The sequence below is a fragment of the Pseudomonas putida genome, from assembly GCF_050990305.1.
GTDB classification, from domain to species: domain Bacteria; phylum Pseudomonadota; class Gammaproteobacteria; order Pseudomonadales; family Pseudomonadaceae; genus Aquipseudomonas; species Aquipseudomonas putida_AH.
Window position 1 is genome coordinate 5,273,551 of the sequence record NZ_CP158817.1, and the last position, 19,407, is coordinate 5,292,957.

Here is a 19,407-nt window from a genome sequence, read left to right on the forward strand (position 1 = left end):
CATCTATTCTTCATTAAGGTCAACCAAGGAGATTAACGGACCGGAGGGATGTTCATCGTGCATATCGCGGACATAACCATGTTCTACGCCCCTGCCAGCGGTGGCGTGCGGACGTATCTGGATGCCAAGCATCATCGCCTGTGCACAAGGCCAAATATTCGCCACAGCTTGCTGATCCCCGGAGCGATCTTCAGTGAAAAGGATGGCATCTACACTGTTCCGGCCCCCGCACTTCCCTTTGGCAAGGGCTATCGCTTCCCGCTTCGTCTCGCGCCCTGGCGCCATGTCCTCCACGACCTGCAACCCGACCTGATCGAGGTCGGCGACCCTTACCTCACTGCGTGGGCAGCCCTGGATGCGCGCCGGCAACTGGATGTGCCAGTGATTGGTTTCTATCACTCGGACCTGCCGCTGCTGGTCAGTAACCGCATGGGTCACTGGGTTACCCCCAACGTCGAAGCCTATGTCAGCAAACTCTACGGCAACTTCGACCGAGTGCTGGCCCCAAGTCGAGTCATGGCGGAAAAACTCACCGGCCTGGGCGTGAAGAACGTTTTCGTGCAGCCTTTGGGCGTCGACTTGCAACTGTTTCATCCCGATGCCCGCGATGTCGGTTTGCGGACCGAACTGGGCCTGGACGACAGCACTCACCTGCTGATTTTTGCCGGGCGCGGCTCCAAGGAAAAAAACTTGCCGGTCCTGCTCGAATGCATGAAGCACCTGGTACGACGCTATCACTTGCTGCTGGTCGGTTCATCGATGCCGACCAGCGTGCCGCGCAATGTCACCGTCATCGATGAATTCTGCCCTGCTGCACAAATAGCCCGCCTGATGGCCAGTGCCGATGCATTGCTACATGCCGGCGACCAGGAAACCTTTGGCCTGGTGGTTCTGGAGGCCATGGCCTGCGGCATTCCCGTGGTGGCCGTGGCGGCCGGCGCGTTCGAGGAGATCATCACCGATCGATGTGGCCGGTTGTGTGCCCCCAACGATCCGGTAGCCATGGCGAATGCCGTGCGCGAGTTATTCAGCCAAGGCAGCGCAGCCCTCGGTCAACGCGCACGACGTCATGTCGAGCGGTTTTACGCCTGGGATACGGTGGTCGACAGTCTGCTGAACCACTATCACGCCGTGCTCGGAAGCCAATGGCCCCGGGTCGCCAATGGCTGAGATCATGAATTCAACAAGCCTGCTGCTGGTTCTGCACGACGTGACGCCGCAATCCTGGGCCGATTACCAGCCCTTTGTCGAAGCCGTCGATGCACTGGGCAATGTGCCAATGACCCTGCTGGTGGTGCCGGATTTCCACAAGCACAGCCCCCTGCAAGCCCATCCTGGATTTCGCCATCAGCTCGCCGAGCGTCTCGAGCGGGGTGATGAACTGGCACTGCATGGCTACTTTCATTGCGATGACGGACCATCGGCGAGTAATCCCCGGGACTGGTTCATGCGCCGGATCTATACCCACGAAGCTGAGTTCTACAGCCTGCCCCCCGATGCCGCGCTTGCTCGACTGCACGCTGGTATTGAAGTGTTCGAGCGTTACCAATGGCCGCTGCAGGGCTTCGTCGCGCCGGCCTGGCTGATGAGAGAAGGTACGCGGCAAGCCTTGCGGCAATTACCCTTGCGCTACACCAGCGATGCGCAACACCTCTATCGCTTGCCGGACTTCACGCCGCTCGCGGCGCCCGGATTGGTCTGGAGTGCGCGCAGCGCCTGGCGCCGTGGTCTGTCGAAGCTGGTCAGCGATCAACTCGAACGGCGTTGGCAGCAAGCGCCGGTCATCCGGCTGGGCTTGCACCCCGTGGATATGCGGCACGAACTCTCACGCACCTGGTGGCTGAAAACCCTCAAACGTCTGCTGGATGAGGGGCGTATGCCGATGACCAAGTCACGCTGGTTGGCTCTGCAAGACACCCGCATGGGACGCGTGGCGTGAGTCGCGCGATCGTGCTGTTGATCGGCCTGCTCGCGGCGGTGCTGATTCCCTGGTTGTTGGGCGGCAACGAAACCTGGTCGCGGTTGAACACGTTTCCACGGAGTGGGTTGCTGGTGATGTTTGGCATGATCCTGCTGTGCTGGATCGTCAACACTGTGCGCCTGCGGCTGCTGTTGGGAGATCAGCGCGACAAAGTGAGCCCGGTCAAAAGCCTTGGCGTGGTGATGGCCGCCGAATTTGCCTATTGCGCCACCCCCGGCGGCAGCGGCGGACCGCTGACCATCATGGCGTTGCTGGCGCGCAATGGCGTGCGTCCGGCCAGAGGCAGCGCCGTGTTTGCCATGGATCAGTTGAGCGATCTGCTGTTTTTCCTTTGCGCGTTGAGTGCAATCCTGGTTTATGCGCTGTTCCAACACCTCAGCCAGCGCATGGAATGGCTGCTGATCGTCAGTACCCTCTCGATCTTCACTGGCTTGGTCTGTTGCGTGATCGCAGCCCGCTACCACCGTTTGCTGATTCGACTGAGTGGTCGACTTCTCGTTCGGATCAACGTCCAGTCCACCACCCGAATGTGCTGGGCACGAAAGCTCCTGCACTTTCTGGCAGCGTTTTCCGACACACTGAAGCTGCCCGTTCAGACATTGATCAAGGTATTTGCCTTGACCTGCCTGCATTGGATCTTGCGTTACAGCGTGCTGTATCTGGCGTTGCGAGGGCTTGGAGCGGATTTGCAGTGGGCCTGGAGCTTTCTGATCCAGATGCTCTCATTGAGTGCAGGACAGTTCAGCTTATTACCCGGAGGAGCCGGTGCGGCCGAACTGACGTCGGCGGCGCTGCTGGCGCCTATGGTGGGTAAATCGACCGCAGCCGCGGCGATCCTGATCTGGCGAGCGGTGACCTATTACTTTTATTTGCTGGTGGGTGGGCCGGTGTTTTTATTGATGCTGGGTCGGCCGCTGCTCAAGAAGTTGATGAAGTTTAAACAAGCTTGAAAGCTCGCAGCCTTCGGCAGCTCCTACAATCGACCGTATTCCAATGTAGGAGCTGCCGAAGGCTGCGATCTTTTCAGACCGACTCATCCTTGTCGTCGGACTCATCCTGCAACTGCTGCCACAACTCGGCCGCCCCCGGAAATTCGGTTCCATCTTCCGGGCTCATGTCATCCGGGTCGTAACGGCTCAAGCAGCCCTCGCCCAATGTCGCGGGTGCCTTGGAGGTAGCTTTGTCCAGTGGATCGGCCATGATGTCCTCAATGCAAAACGACGAAGGGCCTGGAGTGATTGAACGCCCAGGCCCTTCGATTTTCAACCGTATCGTGACGGAATCAGAACACCACGGTTTTGTTGCCGTGCACCAGCACCCGATCTTCCAGGTGATAACGCAAACCGCGGGCCAGCACCATTTTCTCGACGTCACGACCGAAACGCACCATGTCTTCGACACTGTCGCTGTGGCTGACGCGTACCACGTCCTGTTCGATGATCGGACCGGCGTCCAGCTCTTCGGTTACATAGTGGCAGGTCGCACCGATCAGTTTCACGCCACGCATGGACGCCTGGTGATACGGCTTGGCGCCGACGAACGACGGCAGGAAGCTGTGGTGAATGTTGATGACTTGATGCGCATATTCGCTGCACAACTCGGGCGGCAGAATTTGCATGTAACGGGCCAGTACGACCACCTCGGCATCATGCTGTTTGACCAGGCGTGAAACTTCGGCGAAGGCCGGTTCCTTGTCCTGCGGGTTGACCGGCACGTGGTAGTAGGGAATACCGTGCCATTCGACCATGCTGCGCAAGTCGTCGTGGTTGGAAATCACGCAGGCGATTTCACAGTCCAGTTCATCGCTGTGCCAGCGATGCAACAAATCGGCGAGACAGTGGGACTCGCGGCTGGCCATCAACACCACGCGCTTTTTCTGCGCGGTATCGGTGATGCGCCAGTCCATCGAAAATTCTTCGGCAATTGGCGCAAACGCTTCGCGAAAGGCTTCGATACCGAAAGGCAGCGAGTCGGCACGAATTTCGTGACGCATGAAGAACCAGCCACTCTGATTGTCCGAGTGATGGCTCGCTTCAGTGATCCAGCCGTTATGTGACGCCAGAAAGTTACTGACTTTAGCAACGATGCCGACGCGGTCCGGGCAAGAAATCACCAGCCGAAAAGTGCGCATGAGGGGGAAACTCCAGAACTTCGCAAAGGCCGCCATTCTAACGATTGCGCAGCAAGTCTGCAGTATTGATCACGTAATGCCTTGCCCGATGGTCGTCGAGGGCTCTTCCAGCACGCAAGGGCGGTGTCATGACAGTGTTGCTTGCTATCTCCAGCATTGAATTGTGAACATCTGTAGCAGCCGCTTCGAATTATTTAACTGCACACCTAAAGTGGGCGAATTGGCCGTCATTAAATTAAATAAACGCCGCTTTAATGTTTACTTGATGAAATACCCTGACTATTATTGCCGCACTGTCCCCTGCCATCCTGCTTTCTACATAAGGTAGTAATCATGTCCTTGATCAACGAATATCGCGCCACCGAAGAAGCTATTAAAGAGCTGCAAGCTCGTTTGAAGAACCTGTCCCAAGACGACAAACTGCAAACCGAGCTGGAATTCGAAGGCAAACTGCGCACCCTGATGGGCGAATACTCCAAGTCCCTGCGTGACATCATCGCCTTGCTGGATCCAGAATCCAAAACCAAGGCACCACGCGGCGGCGCAGTAAAAACTACCGGCACCAAACGTGCTCGCAAAGTTAAACAATACAAAAACCCGCACAATGGCGAAGTCATCGAAACCAAAGGTGGCAACCACAAGACTCTGAAAGAGTGGAAAGCCAAGTGGGGCGGTGACGTGGTTGAAGGCTGGGCTACCCTGCTGGGCTAAGCCGCACTGCCTGTCGCAGACAGATTTGCGACATAAAATAACGCCAGCATAACGCTGGCGTTTTTTATGTCCGGAGTTCAGCTCCGTTCATTTTCGATTTCAAAGATTCAAGCGCTTGCGCAACTCCTGAACATATTCCTGCCACTCATCGAGCACCTCTTGCTGGAACGGAGTCGCAGTAAGCGCCAATTGGGCTGCAGTCTCCACAAAACTTTCAAGGGTATTGGGTGCTCCCCACTCCACGTCTGACAGACGCTTCTGACAAAATAGTCGCCAACGCTCTTGCTCTTCGAAACTCAACGTATCCGCAAAGTTACGTGCGCGATATCGAAACAACAACTCTGGCAAACGTTCATCATCGAAAAGCCATTTCTCTCTTGCTAATTGCTGCGGATCGACCGTCCGCACTTGCTCGCACAATCGCCGATCGCGGTCGCCGATAAAACCATCGTATAACTGTTGCTCCGGATCCTGACTGGACGCAAATTCCTCCCGGGCATACATGTCCAGAACTTTATTCTGCCAAACTTGGGGAGCGTCACTTAGCCGCAGTGCGCGCTGCCGATACAGCGCCATATCCAGCCCCAGGCGTTGCTGATCTTGCGGGCGAAGTACCGCCAGCGGTGCCACCACCGGGCACTTGTTGATGTGAATGAGCTTGAGCGGCACTGGCAACTCGCCTTCAGCCAAATCATCGCGCCGGGTGTACAGGCGCTGGCGCAAGGTCTCGGCATCCAGATCAAGCAACCCCTGTGGATCGAGGTGCAGGTCGCAGACAATCAACGCGTTTTTGTTGCGCGGGTGCCATGCCAGGGGCAGTACGACACCGACGTAATGGCGTGCAGCGGAAAAGCGTCCGGACACATGCACCATCGGTTGCAACAGGCGAATCTGATCCAGCACCTTTTGTTTGCTGCGCAACTTGAACAACCAGTCATACAACTTCGGTTGTTTTTCCCGGATCAAACGCGCCAGGGCGATGGTCGCGCGAACATCCGACAGGGCTTCGTGGGCGTTGCCGTGATCGATACCGTTGGCGGCGGTCAAACGTTCGAGCTTGAGCGTGACTCGGCCCTCCTCGTCCGTTGGCCAGACGATCCCCTCGGGGCGCAAGGCATACGCGGCACGCACCACATCGATCAGATCCCAGCGACTGTTACCGCCCTGCCATTCCCGCGCGTAGGGGTCGAAAAAGTTGCGGTACAGGCTGTAGCGGGTCATCTCGTCGTCGAAACGCAAGGTGTTATAACCCGCGCCGCAGGTGCCGGGCGCTGCCAGTTGGGCGTGCACACGGGTCATGAAATCGGCTTCGCTCAGGCCCTGTTCGGACAAGCGGCCGGGGGTAATACCGGTGATCGCACAGGCTGCCGGGTGCGGCAGGATGTCTTCACTGGGCTGGCAATAAAGGTTGACCGGCTCGTCTATTTCATTGAGATCGAAGTCAGTACGCAGCCCCGCCATTTGCAGTGGGCGATCGCAACGGGGGTTAATGCCCGTCGTTTCATAGTCGTACCAGAAGATGGAGGTCACAGGCGTTTCCTGAACAGAATATCGGCGAAGTCTAGGTGCTCATGTCCTGTTGCGGCCAGTCATCTTGTCATTCAATCACCTCTGTTTGATGACATGGCAAGACACAGCGATGTCGTGTTTCCCGGCAGGGCTGCTAGCATCGGGTGAAGAGACTTTCCCGATCAGGCCACATCATCAGGTTGCCCATGCTCGAGACTGCAGCACTGCCAAGGAAAGCATCGCTGTCCCCGCCACTGGACACGCGGTATCAGGTCGAAACGCCGGAAGGCATCGACTTGCCACTGCGTCCGGCCGGGTTGATGGTCCGTGCGCTGGCATTTTCCATTGACCTGGCATTGCGCGGCTTGATCCTCGGCGTGCTGTTCATTGCCCTGGCGATGCTGGGAAAACTCGGCGCAGGGCTCGGCTCGCTGCTGATCTTTGGCGTGAGCTGGTGGTACATGGTGCTGTTTGAAGTGCTCAACCAGGGCCGTTCACCGGGCAAGCAGTGGATGGGCCTGTGCGTGGTGCAAGACGATGGCACCCCCATCGACTGGTCCGCTTCGCTGCTGCGCAACCTGCTGCGCGTTGTCGATCTGCTGCCTTTCGGATACTTCCTCGGGGCCATCAGTTGCTTGCAACACCCTGCCTTCAAACGCCTCGGCGACATCGCCGCCGGTACGCTGGTAATTTACCGCGAACAACCGCTCACGCGACCACAACTCCCACCCGCACAGCCGCGCCGCCCAGCCTTTAACCTGACGCTGAGCGAGCAACGCGCCATCCTCGGGTTCGCCGAACGCCAGGCCGAACTCTCCAATGCCAGGGTCAATGAACTGGCATCGATCCTGGCGCAGCCGTTGCAGGTTCCTCCGTCACAAGCGGTGTCCGAACTCAATGGCATCGCCCGCGGCCTGTTGGGTCCGGCATGAAGCAAAGTCTTTTTGAACATCGGCACATGGCCGAATGGGAGCAGTTTTCCTTCCTGTTGGAGCGGCTGGAGCGGGACCGAAACGCCAAAGGAGCCGAAAGTTTTCCCGGCGATTACCGACGCATCTGCCAACATCTGGCATTGGCCCGGGAGCGCGGCTACAGCAGTTTTCTCATTGACTCGTTGCAACAACACGTCCTGCGCGGGCATCAACAGCTGTACCGCCACCGCAGCCGACTGGGGCCCCAAGTACTGGCTTTCATCCTCGCGGACTTCCCCCGGCTGGTGCGTGAGCAATGGCGCTTCGTCCTCGCCGCCAGCTTGATGTTTTTCGGCAGCCTGATCGGATTCGCCTGGCTGGTTTATCTTTTTCCAGACCTGATCTACAACCTGATCCCGGCCGAACAGGTCAGCGAAATGCAGAGCATGTACGACCCGCAGGCCGGTCACCTGGGTCGCTCGGCGCAACGGGCAGCCAGTGAGGACTGGGTGATGTTCGGCTACTACATCATGCATAACATCGGGATTGCCTTTCAGACGTTCGCCAGCGGTTTGCTGTTTGGTCTGGGCAGTGCGTTTTTCCTGTTCTTCAACGGCTTGATGATCGGCGCAGTGGCCGGGCACCTGACACAAATCGGTTACGGGCAAACCTTCTGGTCCTTCGTGATCGGCCATGGCGCCTTCGAATTGACCGCCATTGCCCTGGCCGGAGCCGCCGGCTTGCAACTGGGCTGGGCTTTGATTGCGCCGGGACGTTTGCCTCGTGCCGAGGCCTTGCGCCTGGCCGCGCGCAAGAGTGTGCTGCTGATTTGCGGGGTCATGCTGTTCCTGCTGATCGCAGCATTCATCGAAGCCTACTGGTCGTCGATGACGACACCGGCCCCCATGACCAAATACCTGGTCGGAGCGATGCTGTGGCTGTCGGTCGCGGTTTATCTGCTGTTTGCCGGGCGGGTTCGTCATGCGCCTGAGTGATGCCAGCGTAGTGATCCGCCCACGCCCCACCTGGGAAGCCATGGACCTTGGGGTGCTGTTGAGTCAGCGCCACTGGCGACTGCTGATGACCAGTTGGGCCATCGTCACCTTGCCAGTGTTCGGGCTGTTGACCTGGATGTTCTGGGAGTCGCCCTCCCTCGCCGTGTTCATCTTCTGGTGGCTGAAACCGGCCTTCGAGCGCCTGCCGCTGTACATCCTGTCCAAGGCCATTTTCGGTGAAACGCCCACATTGAAGCAGGCGCTTTACCAATGGCCACGATTGCTCAAGCCGCAACTGCTGGCCAGTCTGACCTGGCGACGGCTGAGCCTGACTCGCAGCTTTCTGCTGCCCGTGGTGCAACTCGAAGGCCTGTCGGGTGAGGCACGGCAACAGCGTTTGCAGGTGCTGTTACAACGCGACGCTGGCGCGGCACGGTGGTTGACGTTGATTGGCGTGCACCTGGAAACCGCCCTGTGGATCGGGCTGATGGTGCTGTTCTATCTACTCCTGCCGCAACAGGTGGCCCTCGACTGGAGCTGGCAGTCGTTAATAAACGCTGCGACCCAGGACTGGCACTGGCTGGAGCACCTGACCAACGCTTTTTACGCGTTGGTGCTGGTGCTTTGGGAACCGATCTACGTGGCCTGCGGTTTCAGCCTCTATCTGAACCGGCGCACCGTGCTGGAAGCCTGGGACATCGAACTGGTGTTCCGTCGCTTGCGCCAGCGCCTGAGCAGCGCCGCCGTCGCCCTGGCAATGGCAGCGATCCTGATGATGCCCTCTGGGCACCCCACCTTGGCCGCAGAGCCAATCCCTTCACCTGAAAGCCCACGCTTGTTGAAGCAGCCACTGACCAGTCAGGCATCTCGGGACAGCATCAAGGCAATCCTCGATCAACCGCCGTTCAAGAACAAGGAAACGGTCACCCGTTATCGATTTGGCGAAGACAACGCCAGCCCTGAAACATTGGAAGAGAACAACACTCCGGGTTGGCTGAAGGCGCTGTTCGAGCTGTTTAACAGCCAGCGCTTCGGCGCCGTTGCCAGCCTGATCGAGGTCATGCTGTGGGGCACCGTCATCGCCGCCGTCGGCCTGCTGATCTGGCGCTACCGCGACGGGTTACAGGCCTTTGTCAGCCGTCGTCCAACGGCTAAAAAAGCCACCCGACCGATGCCGCAACAGGCGTTCGGCCTGGACATCAACCGCGAGACCTTGCCCGCCGACATCGCCGCCACGGCCGAAAGCCTCTGGCAAACCCAACCCCGGGAAGCACTGGGATTGCTCTATCGTGCCCTGCTCAGCCATTTGCTGCACGACTTCAACATCGCACTCAAAGACGCCGACACCGAAGGCCAGGTGCTGGAGCGCGTCAAGCAATTGCAGCAACCGGCCCTGCTGATGTTCAGCCAAAACCTGACTCGGCACTGGCAGAACATGGCCTATGGGCACCGCCTGCCCGCCGCACATTTGCAGCAGGAACTGTGTGATGGCTGGCGCACCCTGTTCGGCCCGGGAGCAAACCGTTGAACCGCCGCGCCTGGCCATTGATGCTCGGCGCACTGATCGTCGTGCTGCTGGCGACGCTGAGTCTCTGGTTGTACCTCAAGGCCACGCCCTACAAGGCTGAAGTCGATCACGGCCCCTCGCCCGAAGCCCAGGCCAATCCCTACCTGGCCGCCGAACACTTCCTGCGCAAACAGGGCCTGTCCGTCAGCCATGCCAACAGCCTCGACATCCTGCCCAGCCTGGAGCCGCGCCAGCACAGTCTGTTGCTGTTGGGGGACCGCTACAACATGACGCCACGGCAGATCGATCAGGTGATGAACTGGGTCCGGGCGGGTGGTCGGCTGTTGTTCGTCGCCCAGTCGTTGTGGGATGAAAAGGCCGGGCAAAGCAATGACTTGCTGCTCGACCGCGTACAACTGCACCAATTCTTGAGCAAAGATCTCAAGGACTCGCCGCCCGACAATGAAAACGCAAACGGCAATGACCCCTACCCGAAACTGACCAAGCTGTACCTGGAAGACGAAGACGCGCCGGCCTACGCCAGCTTCGATACCGCATTCCATCTGGAAGACCCGAAAAACCTGGCCCAGACCTGGGCCAACAGCGGCAAGGCCACCCACATGATGCAGCTCGACCACGGGCTCGGTTCGATCATCGTGGTGACCGATGCCGACCTGTGGAAAACCCCGGCCATCGACCGATATGACAACGCCTGGCTGCTCTGGTATTTGACCGCCGACACCCGCGTAACCCTGCTGTATGACACTGAACACGACAGCCTGTGGACGTTGCTGCTGCGTTATTTCCCTCAGGCGCTGGTCGCCTTGATTGCCCTGATTGGCCTGGGTTTCTGGCACGCCGGCGTGCGCCACGGGCCACTGCAAGAACCGGCATCGAAAGCACGTCGGCAACTGCAGGAGCATCTGCGCGCCAGTGCCGATTTCATGTTGCGTCGAAACGGCCAGCACAGTCTTTTGCAAGCGCTGCAGCAAGACATTCTGCGCCGTGTCCGCCATCGTCACCCCGGTTATGACCAACTCGGCGTCGCCGAACAATGGCTGGTGCTTGCGCGCCTGACCGGCCAACCCACACGCGCTATCAGCCAGGCCATGAGCCCGCGACCAAAGCAGCGGCTTACCAGCGCTGAATTCAGTCGTCAGGTCGCCCATCTGCAAACCTTGAGGAACGCCTTATGACGAGTGAACCGATCGAGCCCGCTGCCGCCAGCCATGCCACTACGCAACGACAACGTGCCAGTCAGTTGGCTCAAGCGATCCGTGGCGAACTGCAAAAGGCCGTGATCGGCCAAAACAGTGTGATCGACGACGTGCTCACGGCACTGATTGCCGGCGGACACGTGTTGCTCGAAGGTGTGCCGGGCCTGGGTAAAACCTTGTTGGTCCGGGCGCTGGCACGTTGTTTCGGTGGCGAATTCGCCCGTATCCAGTTCACGCCTGATCTGATGCCCAGCGACGTCACCGGGCACGCGGTGTACGACTTGCAGACCGAGCAATTCAAACTGCGCAAGGGCCCGCTATTCACCAACCTGTTGCTGGCCGACGAGATCAACCGCGCCCCGGCCAAAACCCAGGCCGCGCTGCTCGAGGCCATGCAGGAACGGCAAGTCACCCTCGAAGGCCGTGCCCTGCCCATCGTGCAACCGTTTATGGTGCTGGCCACGCAGAACCCCATCGAACAGGAAGGCACTTACCCGCTGCCGGAAGCCGAACTGGACCGTTTCATGCTCAAGGTGCGCATGGACTACCCCGATGCCGAACAGGAGTTGAAGATGGTGCGTCAGGTCAGTCGCTCGACCCGCGCCGACATGCTCGACGTGCAGCCGCTACGCACGGTGTTGCAGGCCAAGGATGTGCTGGCCTTGCAGCGTATCGCCAGTGACCTGCCGCTGGACGATCAAGTACTCGATTACGCAGTACGCCTGGCCCGTACGACCCGCAGCTGGCCCGGTCTGACCCTGGGTGCCGGGCCCCGGGCCTCGATTGCCCTGGTGCGTTGCGCGAGGGCCCAGGCCTTGTTGCGTGGCGGCGAATTCGTGATTCCCGATGACATAAAAGGCTGTGCCCTCTCAGTGCTGCGGCATCGCGTGCGCATCGCGCCGGAGCTGGATATCGAAGGGCTGGAGGTGGATCAAGTCTTGCGACAGCTGCTCGATCAAGTACCGGCACCGCGCCTGTGACCATCGTCATTCAGGTAAAAGATCGCAGCCTGCGGCAGCTCCTACGCCGCACGCACGACCCTGTAGGAGCTGTCGAAGGCTGCGATCCCTTGATCTGCCTGCAGGGGGTCACGCAATGAAACCCACACGCCTGCTGCTGCTCTGGCTCGCCGCACTGCTGGCCATCGGCATCGTGCTGGGCACCTTGCAGGCGTTGGACTTCGCAGTGCCGCCCTCACTGTCACGAATCAACTGGGGTCTGCTTTTAGCGCTGCTGATCCTGGCACTGCTCGATGCCCTGCGCGTCAAACGCTTGCCCTCGCCCCACCTGCAACGGCACCTACCCGGCAGCTTGGCCCTGGGTCGCTGGAGTGAAGTACAACTGGAGCTTGAGCATGATTTTGCGCAACCACTGCACTTGACACTCTTCGACCATGTGCCCGGCGGGCTGAGTTTCGAAAACTTGCCATTGTCGGTGCCATTGCAGCCCGGCCAACGCAGCCAGGTCGATTATCGCCTGCGCCCGCTCAAACGCGGTCACTTCAGCTTCGAACACTGCGAAGTCAACCTGCCGAGCCCGTTGGGCCTGTGGTCGAACAAGCGCTTGCTGAACGTAGCAGGTCACACCCGCATCTATCCCGACTTCGCCCACCTCTACGGTGGCCAATTACTGGCTGTGGACAACTGGCTCAGCCAGCTCGGCGTGCGCCAGCGTCAACGCCGCGGCCAAGGGCTGGAGTTTCATCAGCTGCGCGAGTTTCGCGAGGGTGACAGCCTGCGGCAAATGGATTGGAAAGCCACCGCCCGTCAACGCACGCCGATTGCCCGGGAGTACCAGGACGAACGTGACCAGCAGATCATTTTCATGCTCGACTGCGGCCGGCGCATGCGCAGCCAGGACGGCGAGTTGGCGCATTTCGACCACGCACTCAACGCCTGCCTGCTGCTGAGCTACGTTGCGCTGCGCCAGGGTGATGCGGTCGGCCTGTGCACCTTTGCCAGCGATCAACCGCGCTACCTCGCCCCGGTCAAGGGCAGCGGGCAACTCAATGTCCTGCTCAACGCCGTCTACGACCTGAACAGCAGCCAGCGCAGCGCCGACTATCAAGCGGCCATCACTCAACTGCTCGCCCGACAAAAACGCCGGGCACTGGTGGTGCTGTTGACCAACCTGCGGGACGAGGACGATGAAGAGCTGCTCACGGCGCTCAAACGATTGAGTACGCAGCATCGGGTGCTGGTCGCCAGCCTGCGCGAAGAGGTGCTCGACAGCCTGAGGGAGACACCAGTGCTGACCTTGCCTGAGGCGTTGGTCTATTGCGGGACGGTGGATTTCTTGAATGCACGGGCCGAGCTGCATGAGCGCTTGAGGGCCCATGGTGTTCCGGTGCTGGATGTGCGGCCCGGTGAACTGGGTACGCAGCTGGTGACGCAGTATTTGAGCTGGAAACGTAGCGGGAGTGTTTGATATTACCCCGAGATGACCTTGTAGGAGCCGGCTTGCTGGCGATGGCGATTTCACGAACGCCATCGCCAGCAAGCCGGCGCCTACAGGTCATCATTTGCCACGCGGTTACCTCTGCTCAGGCAGACGCCGACAACGTCTGAAAACTGAAATACTGCTTCAACGCCCGCACCAATTGCCCATATTCCGGTGGAGCCCATTGCAGGCTGAACCCGGCGTCGTAATGGTGAGGCGTGGCATCTTCGTGACACCACAAACAACACGCCCGCAGATCAATGACCTGTTGGCCGCCTTCGCTGGCGGGGATTTTCAGGCGCAAGTCAAAGTCCACGCCGATCATCAGCGGCAAGTGGCTGATCAACATCAGCCCGTCTTCGGACACATTGCCCAGAAAGCCAATGGGTTTGTCGGTGATGCTGTTGAACACTTTCAGAAAATACGGCAGTTGATGCCGCTCGATCCGGCGGTCAGTGAACATGCTGAATTCGCTACGCAAGGCCCTTAAGCAGGGCCGCACTAATGCTTCGGAACAGGCCTGCCGGCGGATAGTCCCAGGCAGATACGGCCCGCTCTCCCCGATCCTGGTGCGACAGTCCGTCAACCGCTGTCGCTTACTCCTGCCGATCACAGGTGTTGCGTCGGTTTAGAAACAAAACTCTAAACCGAACTATTGGACTATAGCTCACCGCCACCGGTCGGCCAGCTATTGGATGACGACCAGCATCAGAACTGCGTCGGGCGCACTGCCGCGGAACTGCGCAGCGGGTAATGCCCCAGGCTCGCCAGGGTTTCCAGGCGGGCATGGGCGCGATAGGCGTACTCGCTTTGTGGATAAGCGGCGATGATGAACTGGTAAGTCTGGGCGGCATCGATAAACATTTTCTGCCGTTCCAGGCATTGACCGCGCATCATCGACACTTCCGGCCACACGTAAGGCCGCGCACGGCTGGCGCGCTCTACTTTGGACAATTCGAGCATGACCTGCTCGCAGTTGCCCCGGTCATAGGCGCTATAGGCCAGGTTCAAATGATGATCCATCGAAAAACGGGTGCAGCCCGTCACACTGAAGAGGGCAAGGGCGGCAATAAGCATGAATCGCATGGGGGATCTCCTGTCTTGAACGCTATATCGACCCCCGGGCGGAAATCTTCAGCCGGCCAGGCGCAAAGTTGCCGCGCGCCATAAAGAAAGGAAAAACAAAGTTCTTAAAAAAAAGTAGTGCATACGAACAATGACTACACCTTCGGACCATAGTAGCCTCACTCAGCGCTTGAACTCAGGAGTCTTTGCATGTCCGTCCGTCGTACCAAAATCGTCGCCACCCTTGGCCCGGCCAGTAACTCACCGGAAGTTCTCGAACAGCTGATTCTGGCTGGCCTGGACGTCGCCCGCCTGAACTTCTCCCACGGCACCCCCGACGAGCACAAGGCTCGCGCGAAGCTGGTGCGTGACCTGGCCGCCAAGCACGGCCGCTTCGTCGCCCTGCTGGGTGACCTGCAAGGCCCGAAAATCCGTATCGCCAAATTCGCCAACAAGCGCATCGAGCTGAAGATTGGTGACAAGTTCACCTTTTCCACCAGCCATCCGCTGACCGAAGGCAACCAACAAGTGGTCGGCATCGACTACCCGGACCTGGTCAAGGACTGCGGCGTGGGCGACGAGCTGCTGCTCGACGACGGTCGCGTGGTGATGCGCGTTGAAACTGCCACCGCCACCGAACTGCACTGCACCGTGACCATCGGCGGCCCGCTGTCGGACCACAAAGGCATCAACCGTCGCGGTGGTGGCCTGACGGCACCGGCCCTGACCGAAAAAGACAAGGCCGACATCAAGCTCGCTGCCGAGATGGACCTGGACTACCTGGCTGTTTCCTTCCCGCGTGATGCCGCCGACATGCAATACGCCCGTCAACTGCGCGACGAAGCCGGCGGTACTGCCTGGCTGGTGGCGAAGATCGAACGCGCCGAAGCCGTGGCCGACGACGAAACCCTCGATGACCTGATCCAGGCGTCCGACGCCGTAATGGTTGCCCGTGGTGACCTGGGCGTGGAAATCGGCGATGCCGAGCTGGTGGGCATCCAGAAGAAAATCATTCTGCACGCACGTCGTCACAACAAGGCAGTGATCGTTGCGACCCAGATGATGGAGTCGATGATCCAGAACCCGATGCCGACCCGCGCCGAAGTGTCCGACGTGGCCAACGCCGTGCTCGACTACACCGACGCCGTGATGCTCTCGGCCGAGTCCGCCGCCGGCGCCTACCCGCTCGAAGCGGTGCAGGCCATGGCGCGCATCTGCATCGGTGCTGAAAAGCACCCGACCAGCAAGACCTCCAGCCACCGCATCGGCAAGACGTTCGAGCGCTGCGACGAGAGCATTGCCCTGGCCACCATGTACACGGCCAACCACTTCCCGGGCGTGAAGGCGATCATCGCGCTGACCGAAAGCGGCTACACCCCGCTGATCATGTCGCGTATCCGTTCCTCGGTGCCGATCTACGCGTTCACCCCGCACCGCGAAGCCCAGGCTCGCGCGGCGATGTTCCGTGGCGTGTACACCATCCCGTTCGACCCGGCCTCGCTGAAACCGAATGAAGTCAGCCAGAAGGCCATCGACGAGCTGGTCAAGCGTGGCGTGGTGGAGAAAGGTGACTGGGTCATCTTGACCAAGGGCGACAGTTACCACACCACTGGCGGTACCAACGGCATGAAAATCCTGCACGTTGGCGATCCTCAGGTCTGAGTGACCGGCTGCTGAAAGACAAAAGCCCCGCCATGTGAATGGCGGGGCTTTCTTTTTTCTGATCCTTTGGATGATGTGCTGCCTGATCCGGCCTCTTCGCGGGCAAGCCTCGCTCCTACGGGATCGCCTCCGTCTGTAGGAGCGAGGCTTGCCCGCGAAGGCGTCAGATCGGTCGTCGCAACACTCAATGCCTGTTGATAAACCCCACCAACGCCGCCATCGCCTCCGGCGAACGCAACCGTTGGGTGAACAACGCGCCCTCTTCTTCTATTACCTTTCTCAGCAACTCCCGATCCGGGGCCTTCATCAATTGCTTGCTGATGCGCACCGCCTCCGGCGGCAAGGACTCGAACCGCAGGGCCATCTCCCGCGCCCTGGCCAAGGCCTCTTCGCCACTGTCCAGAGCTTGGGTCGCAATGCCCCAAGCGGCCGCCTGCTCACCATTGAAGCCTTCGCCGAGCAGCAGTAATTCTGCAGCCCTGGTCTGTCCGAGCAGACGCGGCAGGATCAGGCTGGAACCGAACTCCGGGCACAAACCCAGGTTGACGAACGGCATGCGCAGCCGCGCATCACGGCTGACGTACACCAGATCGCAGTGCAACAACAGCGTCGTACCGATGCCCACCGCTGCACCGGCCACGGCGGCGACCACCGGTTTGCGGCACTCGAACAGATTGAGCATGAACTGGAATACCGGACTGTCGAGGTTGCCCGGTGGTTGCTGGATGAAGTCGGCGATGTCGTTACCGGCCGTGAAGCATTCACTGGAACCGGTGATCAGCACCGCATTGATTTCAGGGTCGCAGTCGGCCTGCTTCAGCGCCTCGGCCAAGTGGCTGTACATCGCGCGGGTCAGGGCGTTTTTCTTTTCGGGGCGATTGAGGCGCAGGGTCAGCAGGCCGCGTTCGCGTTCGATCAGGATGGCGTCGGTCATGGCAGGTCCTTGTCCGAGGGCGTTTACTGTGGCGAGCGAGCTTGCTCCGGGCGGCGTTCCGACGTTGGGCTGCGAAGCAGCCCCATCATCTGACGAGCGCTGCGCACTCGAGCGGGAGCAAGCTCCCTCGCCACAGACTTCTTCAACCCCAATGAAAAATCAGCGCTCAACCACGGGGCAGGAACACATCGGCCAGCAGTTGATTGCGCGGCAATCCCGCCAGATACAAGCATCGAGCAAAGGCATCGACACTGTCGGGGGCTCCGCAGAGTAGGGCCAGGGTTTGCCGGGAAACAAGCCGCAGTTGCGCCAAAGCTTCAGGCAGCTCGGCCGCAGTCCACAGTTCAATACTCAGGTTCGGGCGGCTGGCGGCCATGGCTTGCAAGGGCTTGGCCAGATAATGCTCGTTGGCATCATGGGCCAGGTGAATGACGCGGATGGCGCCTTGGTGATCCTGACGCAACGCTTCGCGCAATACGCCGAACAGCGGCCCCAGCCCGGTGCCGGAGGCCATCAGCCACAAGGGCCGGGTGTGCCAATCCGGGTCGTAATGCAAGGCCCCGCCGCGCAGCTCACCTAAACGGATCGGATCACCAATCTTCAACTGACGTGCCGCATCGCTGAACTCCCCCGGCCGGCGACAATCGAGGTGGAACTCCAGAAAACGGTCATCTTCCGGCAGGCTGGCGAGGGAATACGGCCGCGCGACGTTGCCTGCCCACAACACCAGGTGCTGGCCGGCGATGTAGCGCAACGGACGCTGCGGGGTCAGGCGCAGGCGCAAGACGTTGTCACTCAACCAATCGACGGCAGCAACCTCCGCCGGGCGGCCGTCCTGCTGCGGGTCGAAGGTGTGCACTTGCAAGTCCTCGACCACCTGGCACTGGCACGCAAGGCGCCAGCCCTGCTGGCGTTGCTCCACGCTCAAGGCATCGGGACGGCTGTCGCTGGGCAGCCCTTGCACGCATTGCACCAGGCAAGCATGGCAACTGCCGGCGCGGCAGCTATAGGGCACTGCCACGCCGTTCTGATTCAGGGCATCGAGCAGATTACTCCCCGCCGCGACTGACCAAACTCGTTCGCCGACGCGCACCTCAGGCATCGACGTTTTCCCAGGCCGCCGCACAACGGTTGCGCCCGTCGCGTTTGGCCCGATACAGCGCCTGATCGGCACGCTGCAAGGCATCGTCAAGGTCGTCCCCTGGCGCCAGCAAGGTCATCCCGGCGGACAGGCTGAGATTGCGAACATTCAGCCCCATCAACTCGACATCGGTGAACGCGATGCGCAGCCGCTCGCAACAGGAGGTCAGGCTGTCAGCATTGCAATCGGGCAGCAGGATCACGAACTCTTCGCCGCCGTAGCGGGCCAGGACGTCACCGTCGCGCAGGCAAGCGGTGGCTACGCCGGCAAAGGCTTGCAGCACCTGATCGCCGGCAGCATGACCGTGCAGGTCGTTGATGCGTTTGAAATGGTCGAGATCGATCAGCGCCAGGCCGTGCACGACGCCAGCATCCATGGCATTGAGCTCACGGGAGGCCAGGCGCAGGAAATGTCGACGATTGAACAAGCCGGTCAATTCATCGGTGGCCACCAGATCTTCGAGCTGACGCATCATCCCGCGCAGCGTGTCCTGGTGCGCCTGCAAGGCAAAACGCCGCTGGCGTATGCGATGGCGCGAGTCCTGAACATAACCGGCATAGAGCACCAGCCAGACCAGGACAATCAACAGCACGCACACCTGCAAGGCCGCCAGGGCCGGGTCGGGCAGCTGGAAGTGATAAGCCTCCCACAGCGTGATCGCGCTGAAACTGAAGAACACCAGCAAGGCACAGCGCAGGAATGCGCGTCGGGACAGGTGAAACAGCCCGAACAACAGAATCAATACATAAAAAACCAGGAACGCCCCGCGCGCATCATCCAAATGGGCGATCAACCAGGTTTGCCAGCCCAGGCCCAACATCACTTGGGCTTCGGTCAGACTGGGGTCGGTAAACCGCAGGTTGCGGCCGGAATAAAACAGCGCGAACAGCGCCGCCTGGCTGATGACCACCAGCGCACTGCCAATGGCCATGCCCGCCAGCGAGTCTTCATAGTGGTCGGTAAAAAACGCCAGCCACACCAATAGCAATGCCAGCGCATAGGTGCCGGCCGCGAGGGCAAAACGTTTGATTAGCAAGCGCTGGATGGCGTTATGGGTCAATCGTTGACTCACCGAATGAAAGGAGGCTGGTAGAGCGTCCTACTCTACAGACCGTATGTCACTTTAGTGGCGTGGCCGATAAATGACCATCGATTTTCTGCGGGTGAATGACTGGCCTCTGTAGGAGCTGCCGCAGGCTGCGAT

General features: G+C 60.0%; 19 protein-coding genes. 11 read left to right on the forward strand and 8 right to left on the reverse strand.

Annotated elements, in window-relative coordinates:
- Window positions 1-48 precede the first annotated feature (48 nt).
- From ABTV22_RS23895 to ABTV22_RS23905, 3 genes are read left to right on the forward strand one after another with little or no spacing between them, the layout of a single operon-like run.
- On the forward strand, window positions 49-1,170 hold the full coding sequence (locus ABTV22_RS23895; RefSeq protein ID WP_433736881.1) for a glycosyltransferase family 4 protein: 1,122 nt from the start codon (window positions 49-51) through the stop codon (window positions 1,168-1,170).
- 4 nt (window positions 1,171-1,174) lie between these two features.
- Window positions 1,175-1,939, forward strand: coding sequence for a DUF2334 domain-containing protein (locus tag ABTV22_RS23900; protein WP_433736882.1), 765 nt, complete (start codon window positions 1,175-1,177; stop codon window positions 1,937-1,939).
- Complete coding sequence (locus ABTV22_RS23905; protein WP_433736883.1) at window positions 1,936-2,931, forward strand: lysylphosphatidylglycerol synthase transmembrane domain-containing protein; 996 nt, start codon at window positions 1,936-1,938, stop codon at window positions 2,929-2,931. The genes ABTV22_RS23900 and ABTV22_RS23905 overlap by 4 nt, the downstream gene beginning before the upstream one ends.
- Window positions 2,932-3,004: 73 nt before the next feature.
- Here the strand turns inward: ABTV22_RS23905 and ABTV22_RS23910 are convergent, their stop codons facing one another.
- Both ABTV22_RS23910 and purU read right to left on the reverse strand, forming a co-directional pair.
- Entirely contained in the window at window positions 3,005-3,181 is a 177-nt protein-coding gene (locus ABTV22_RS23910) for a hypothetical protein (RefSeq protein ID WP_433736884.1), read from the reverse strand.
- Between the two features lie 82 nt (window positions 3,182-3,263).
- The gene (gene purU / locus ABTV22_RS23915) at window positions 3,264-4,112 is read right to left on the reverse strand and encodes a formyltetrahydrofolate deformylase (RefSeq protein ID WP_433736885.1); all 849 of its coding nucleotides are present in this window, start codon (window positions 4,110-4,112) and stop codon (window positions 3,264-3,266) included.
- 333 nt (window positions 4,113-4,445) lie between these two features.
- Between purU and mvaT the strand changes: the two genes are divergently transcribed.
- Entirely contained in the window at window positions 4,446-4,823 is a 378-nt protein-coding gene (gene mvaT / locus ABTV22_RS23920) for a histone-like nucleoid-structuring protein MvaT (RefSeq protein ID WP_007933316.1), read from the forward strand.
- Between the two features lie 99 nt (window positions 4,824-4,922).
- Here mvaT and sbcB read toward each other — a convergent pair whose 3' ends face one another.
- Window positions 4,923-6,353: an exodeoxyribonuclease I gene (gene sbcB / locus ABTV22_RS23925; protein WP_433736886.1), complete on the reverse strand. Its 1,431-nt coding sequence runs from the start codon at window positions 6,351-6,353 to the stop codon at window positions 4,923-4,925.
- 185 nt (window positions 6,354-6,538) lie between these two features.
- Between sbcB and ABTV22_RS23930 the strand changes: the two genes are divergently transcribed.
- From ABTV22_RS23930 to ABTV22_RS23955, 6 genes are all read left to right on the forward strand, one after another.
- The gene (locus tag ABTV22_RS23930) at window positions 6,539-7,264 is read left to right on the forward strand and encodes an RDD family protein (RefSeq protein WP_433736887.1); all 726 of its coding nucleotides are present in this window, start codon (window positions 6,539-6,541) and stop codon (window positions 7,262-7,264) included.
- Entirely contained in the window at window positions 7,261-8,238 is a 978-nt protein-coding gene (locus ABTV22_RS23935) for a stage II sporulation protein M (protein WP_433736888.1), read from the forward strand. Before ABTV22_RS23930 ends, ABTV22_RS23935 begins: the two co-directional genes overlap by 4 nt.
- Window positions 8,225-9,766: a DUF4129 domain-containing protein gene (locus ABTV22_RS23940; protein ID WP_433736889.1), complete on the forward strand. Its 1,542-nt coding sequence runs from the start codon at window positions 8,225-8,227 to the stop codon at window positions 9,764-9,766. Before ABTV22_RS23935 ends, ABTV22_RS23940 begins: the two co-directional genes overlap by 14 nt.
- Window positions 9,763-10,941, forward strand: a complete 1,179-nt coding sequence (locus tag ABTV22_RS23945; RefSeq protein WP_433736890.1) for a DUF4350 domain-containing protein — start codon at window positions 9,763-9,765, stop codon at window positions 10,939-10,941. The genes ABTV22_RS23940 and ABTV22_RS23945 overlap by 4 nt, the downstream gene beginning before the upstream one ends.
- Entirely contained in the window at window positions 10,938-11,942 is a 1,005-nt protein-coding gene (locus tag ABTV22_RS23950; protein WP_433736891.1) for an AAA family ATPase, read from the forward strand. Before ABTV22_RS23945 ends, ABTV22_RS23950 begins: the two co-directional genes overlap by 4 nt.
- Window positions 11,943-12,057: 115 nt before the next feature.
- The gene (locus ABTV22_RS23955) at window positions 12,058-13,389 is read left to right on the forward strand and encodes a DUF58 domain-containing protein (RefSeq protein WP_433736892.1); all 1,332 of its coding nucleotides are present in this window, start codon (window positions 12,058-12,060) and stop codon (window positions 13,387-13,389) included.
- A gap of 115 nt (window positions 13,390-13,504) precedes the next feature.
- Here the strand turns inward: ABTV22_RS23955 and ABTV22_RS23960 are convergent, their stop codons facing one another.
- Both ABTV22_RS23960 and ABTV22_RS23965 read right to left on the reverse strand, forming a co-directional pair.
- On the reverse strand, window positions 13,505-13,864 hold the full coding sequence (locus ABTV22_RS23960) for a PilZ domain-containing protein (protein ID WP_433736893.1): 360 nt from the start codon (window positions 13,862-13,864) through the stop codon (window positions 13,505-13,507).
- Between the two features lie 245 nt (window positions 13,865-14,109).
- Window positions 14,110-14,487 carry a tetratricopeptide repeat protein gene (locus tag ABTV22_RS23965; protein ID WP_433736894.1) on the reverse strand — a complete coding sequence of 126 codons (378 nt, stop codon included), beginning with the start codon at window positions 14,485-14,487 and terminating at the stop codon, window positions 14,110-14,112.
- 189 nt (window positions 14,488-14,676) lie between these two features.
- Here ABTV22_RS23965 and pyk point away from each other — a divergent pair, with 189 nt between their 5' ends.
- Entirely contained in the window at window positions 14,677-16,128 is a 1,452-nt protein-coding gene (pyk, locus tag ABTV22_RS23970) for a pyruvate kinase (protein ID WP_433736895.1), read from the forward strand.
- A gap of 184 nt (window positions 16,129-16,312) precedes the next feature.
- Here pyk and ABTV22_RS23975 read toward each other — a convergent pair whose 3' ends face one another.
- The 3 genes from ABTV22_RS23975 to ABTV22_RS23985 form a co-directional block, all read right to left on the reverse strand.
- Window positions 16,313-17,062 (reverse strand): enoyl-CoA hydratase-related protein, encoded by a 750-nt coding sequence (locus ABTV22_RS23975; protein WP_433736896.1) that lies wholly within the window; start codon window positions 17,060-17,062, stop codon window positions 16,313-16,315.
- Between the two features lie 166 nt (window positions 17,063-17,228).
- The gene (locus ABTV22_RS23980; RefSeq protein WP_433736897.1) at window positions 17,229-18,164 is read right to left on the reverse strand and encodes an iron-sulfur-binding ferredoxin reductase; all 936 of its coding nucleotides are present in this window, start codon (window positions 18,162-18,164) and stop codon (window positions 17,229-17,231) included.
- Window positions 18,157-19,263, reverse strand: coding sequence for a diguanylate cyclase domain-containing protein (locus tag ABTV22_RS23985; protein WP_433736898.1), 1,107 nt, complete (start codon window positions 19,261-19,263; stop codon window positions 18,157-18,159). The genes ABTV22_RS23980 and ABTV22_RS23985 overlap by 8 nt, the downstream gene beginning before the upstream one ends.
- Between the last annotated feature and the right edge of the window lie 144 nt (window positions 19,264-19,407).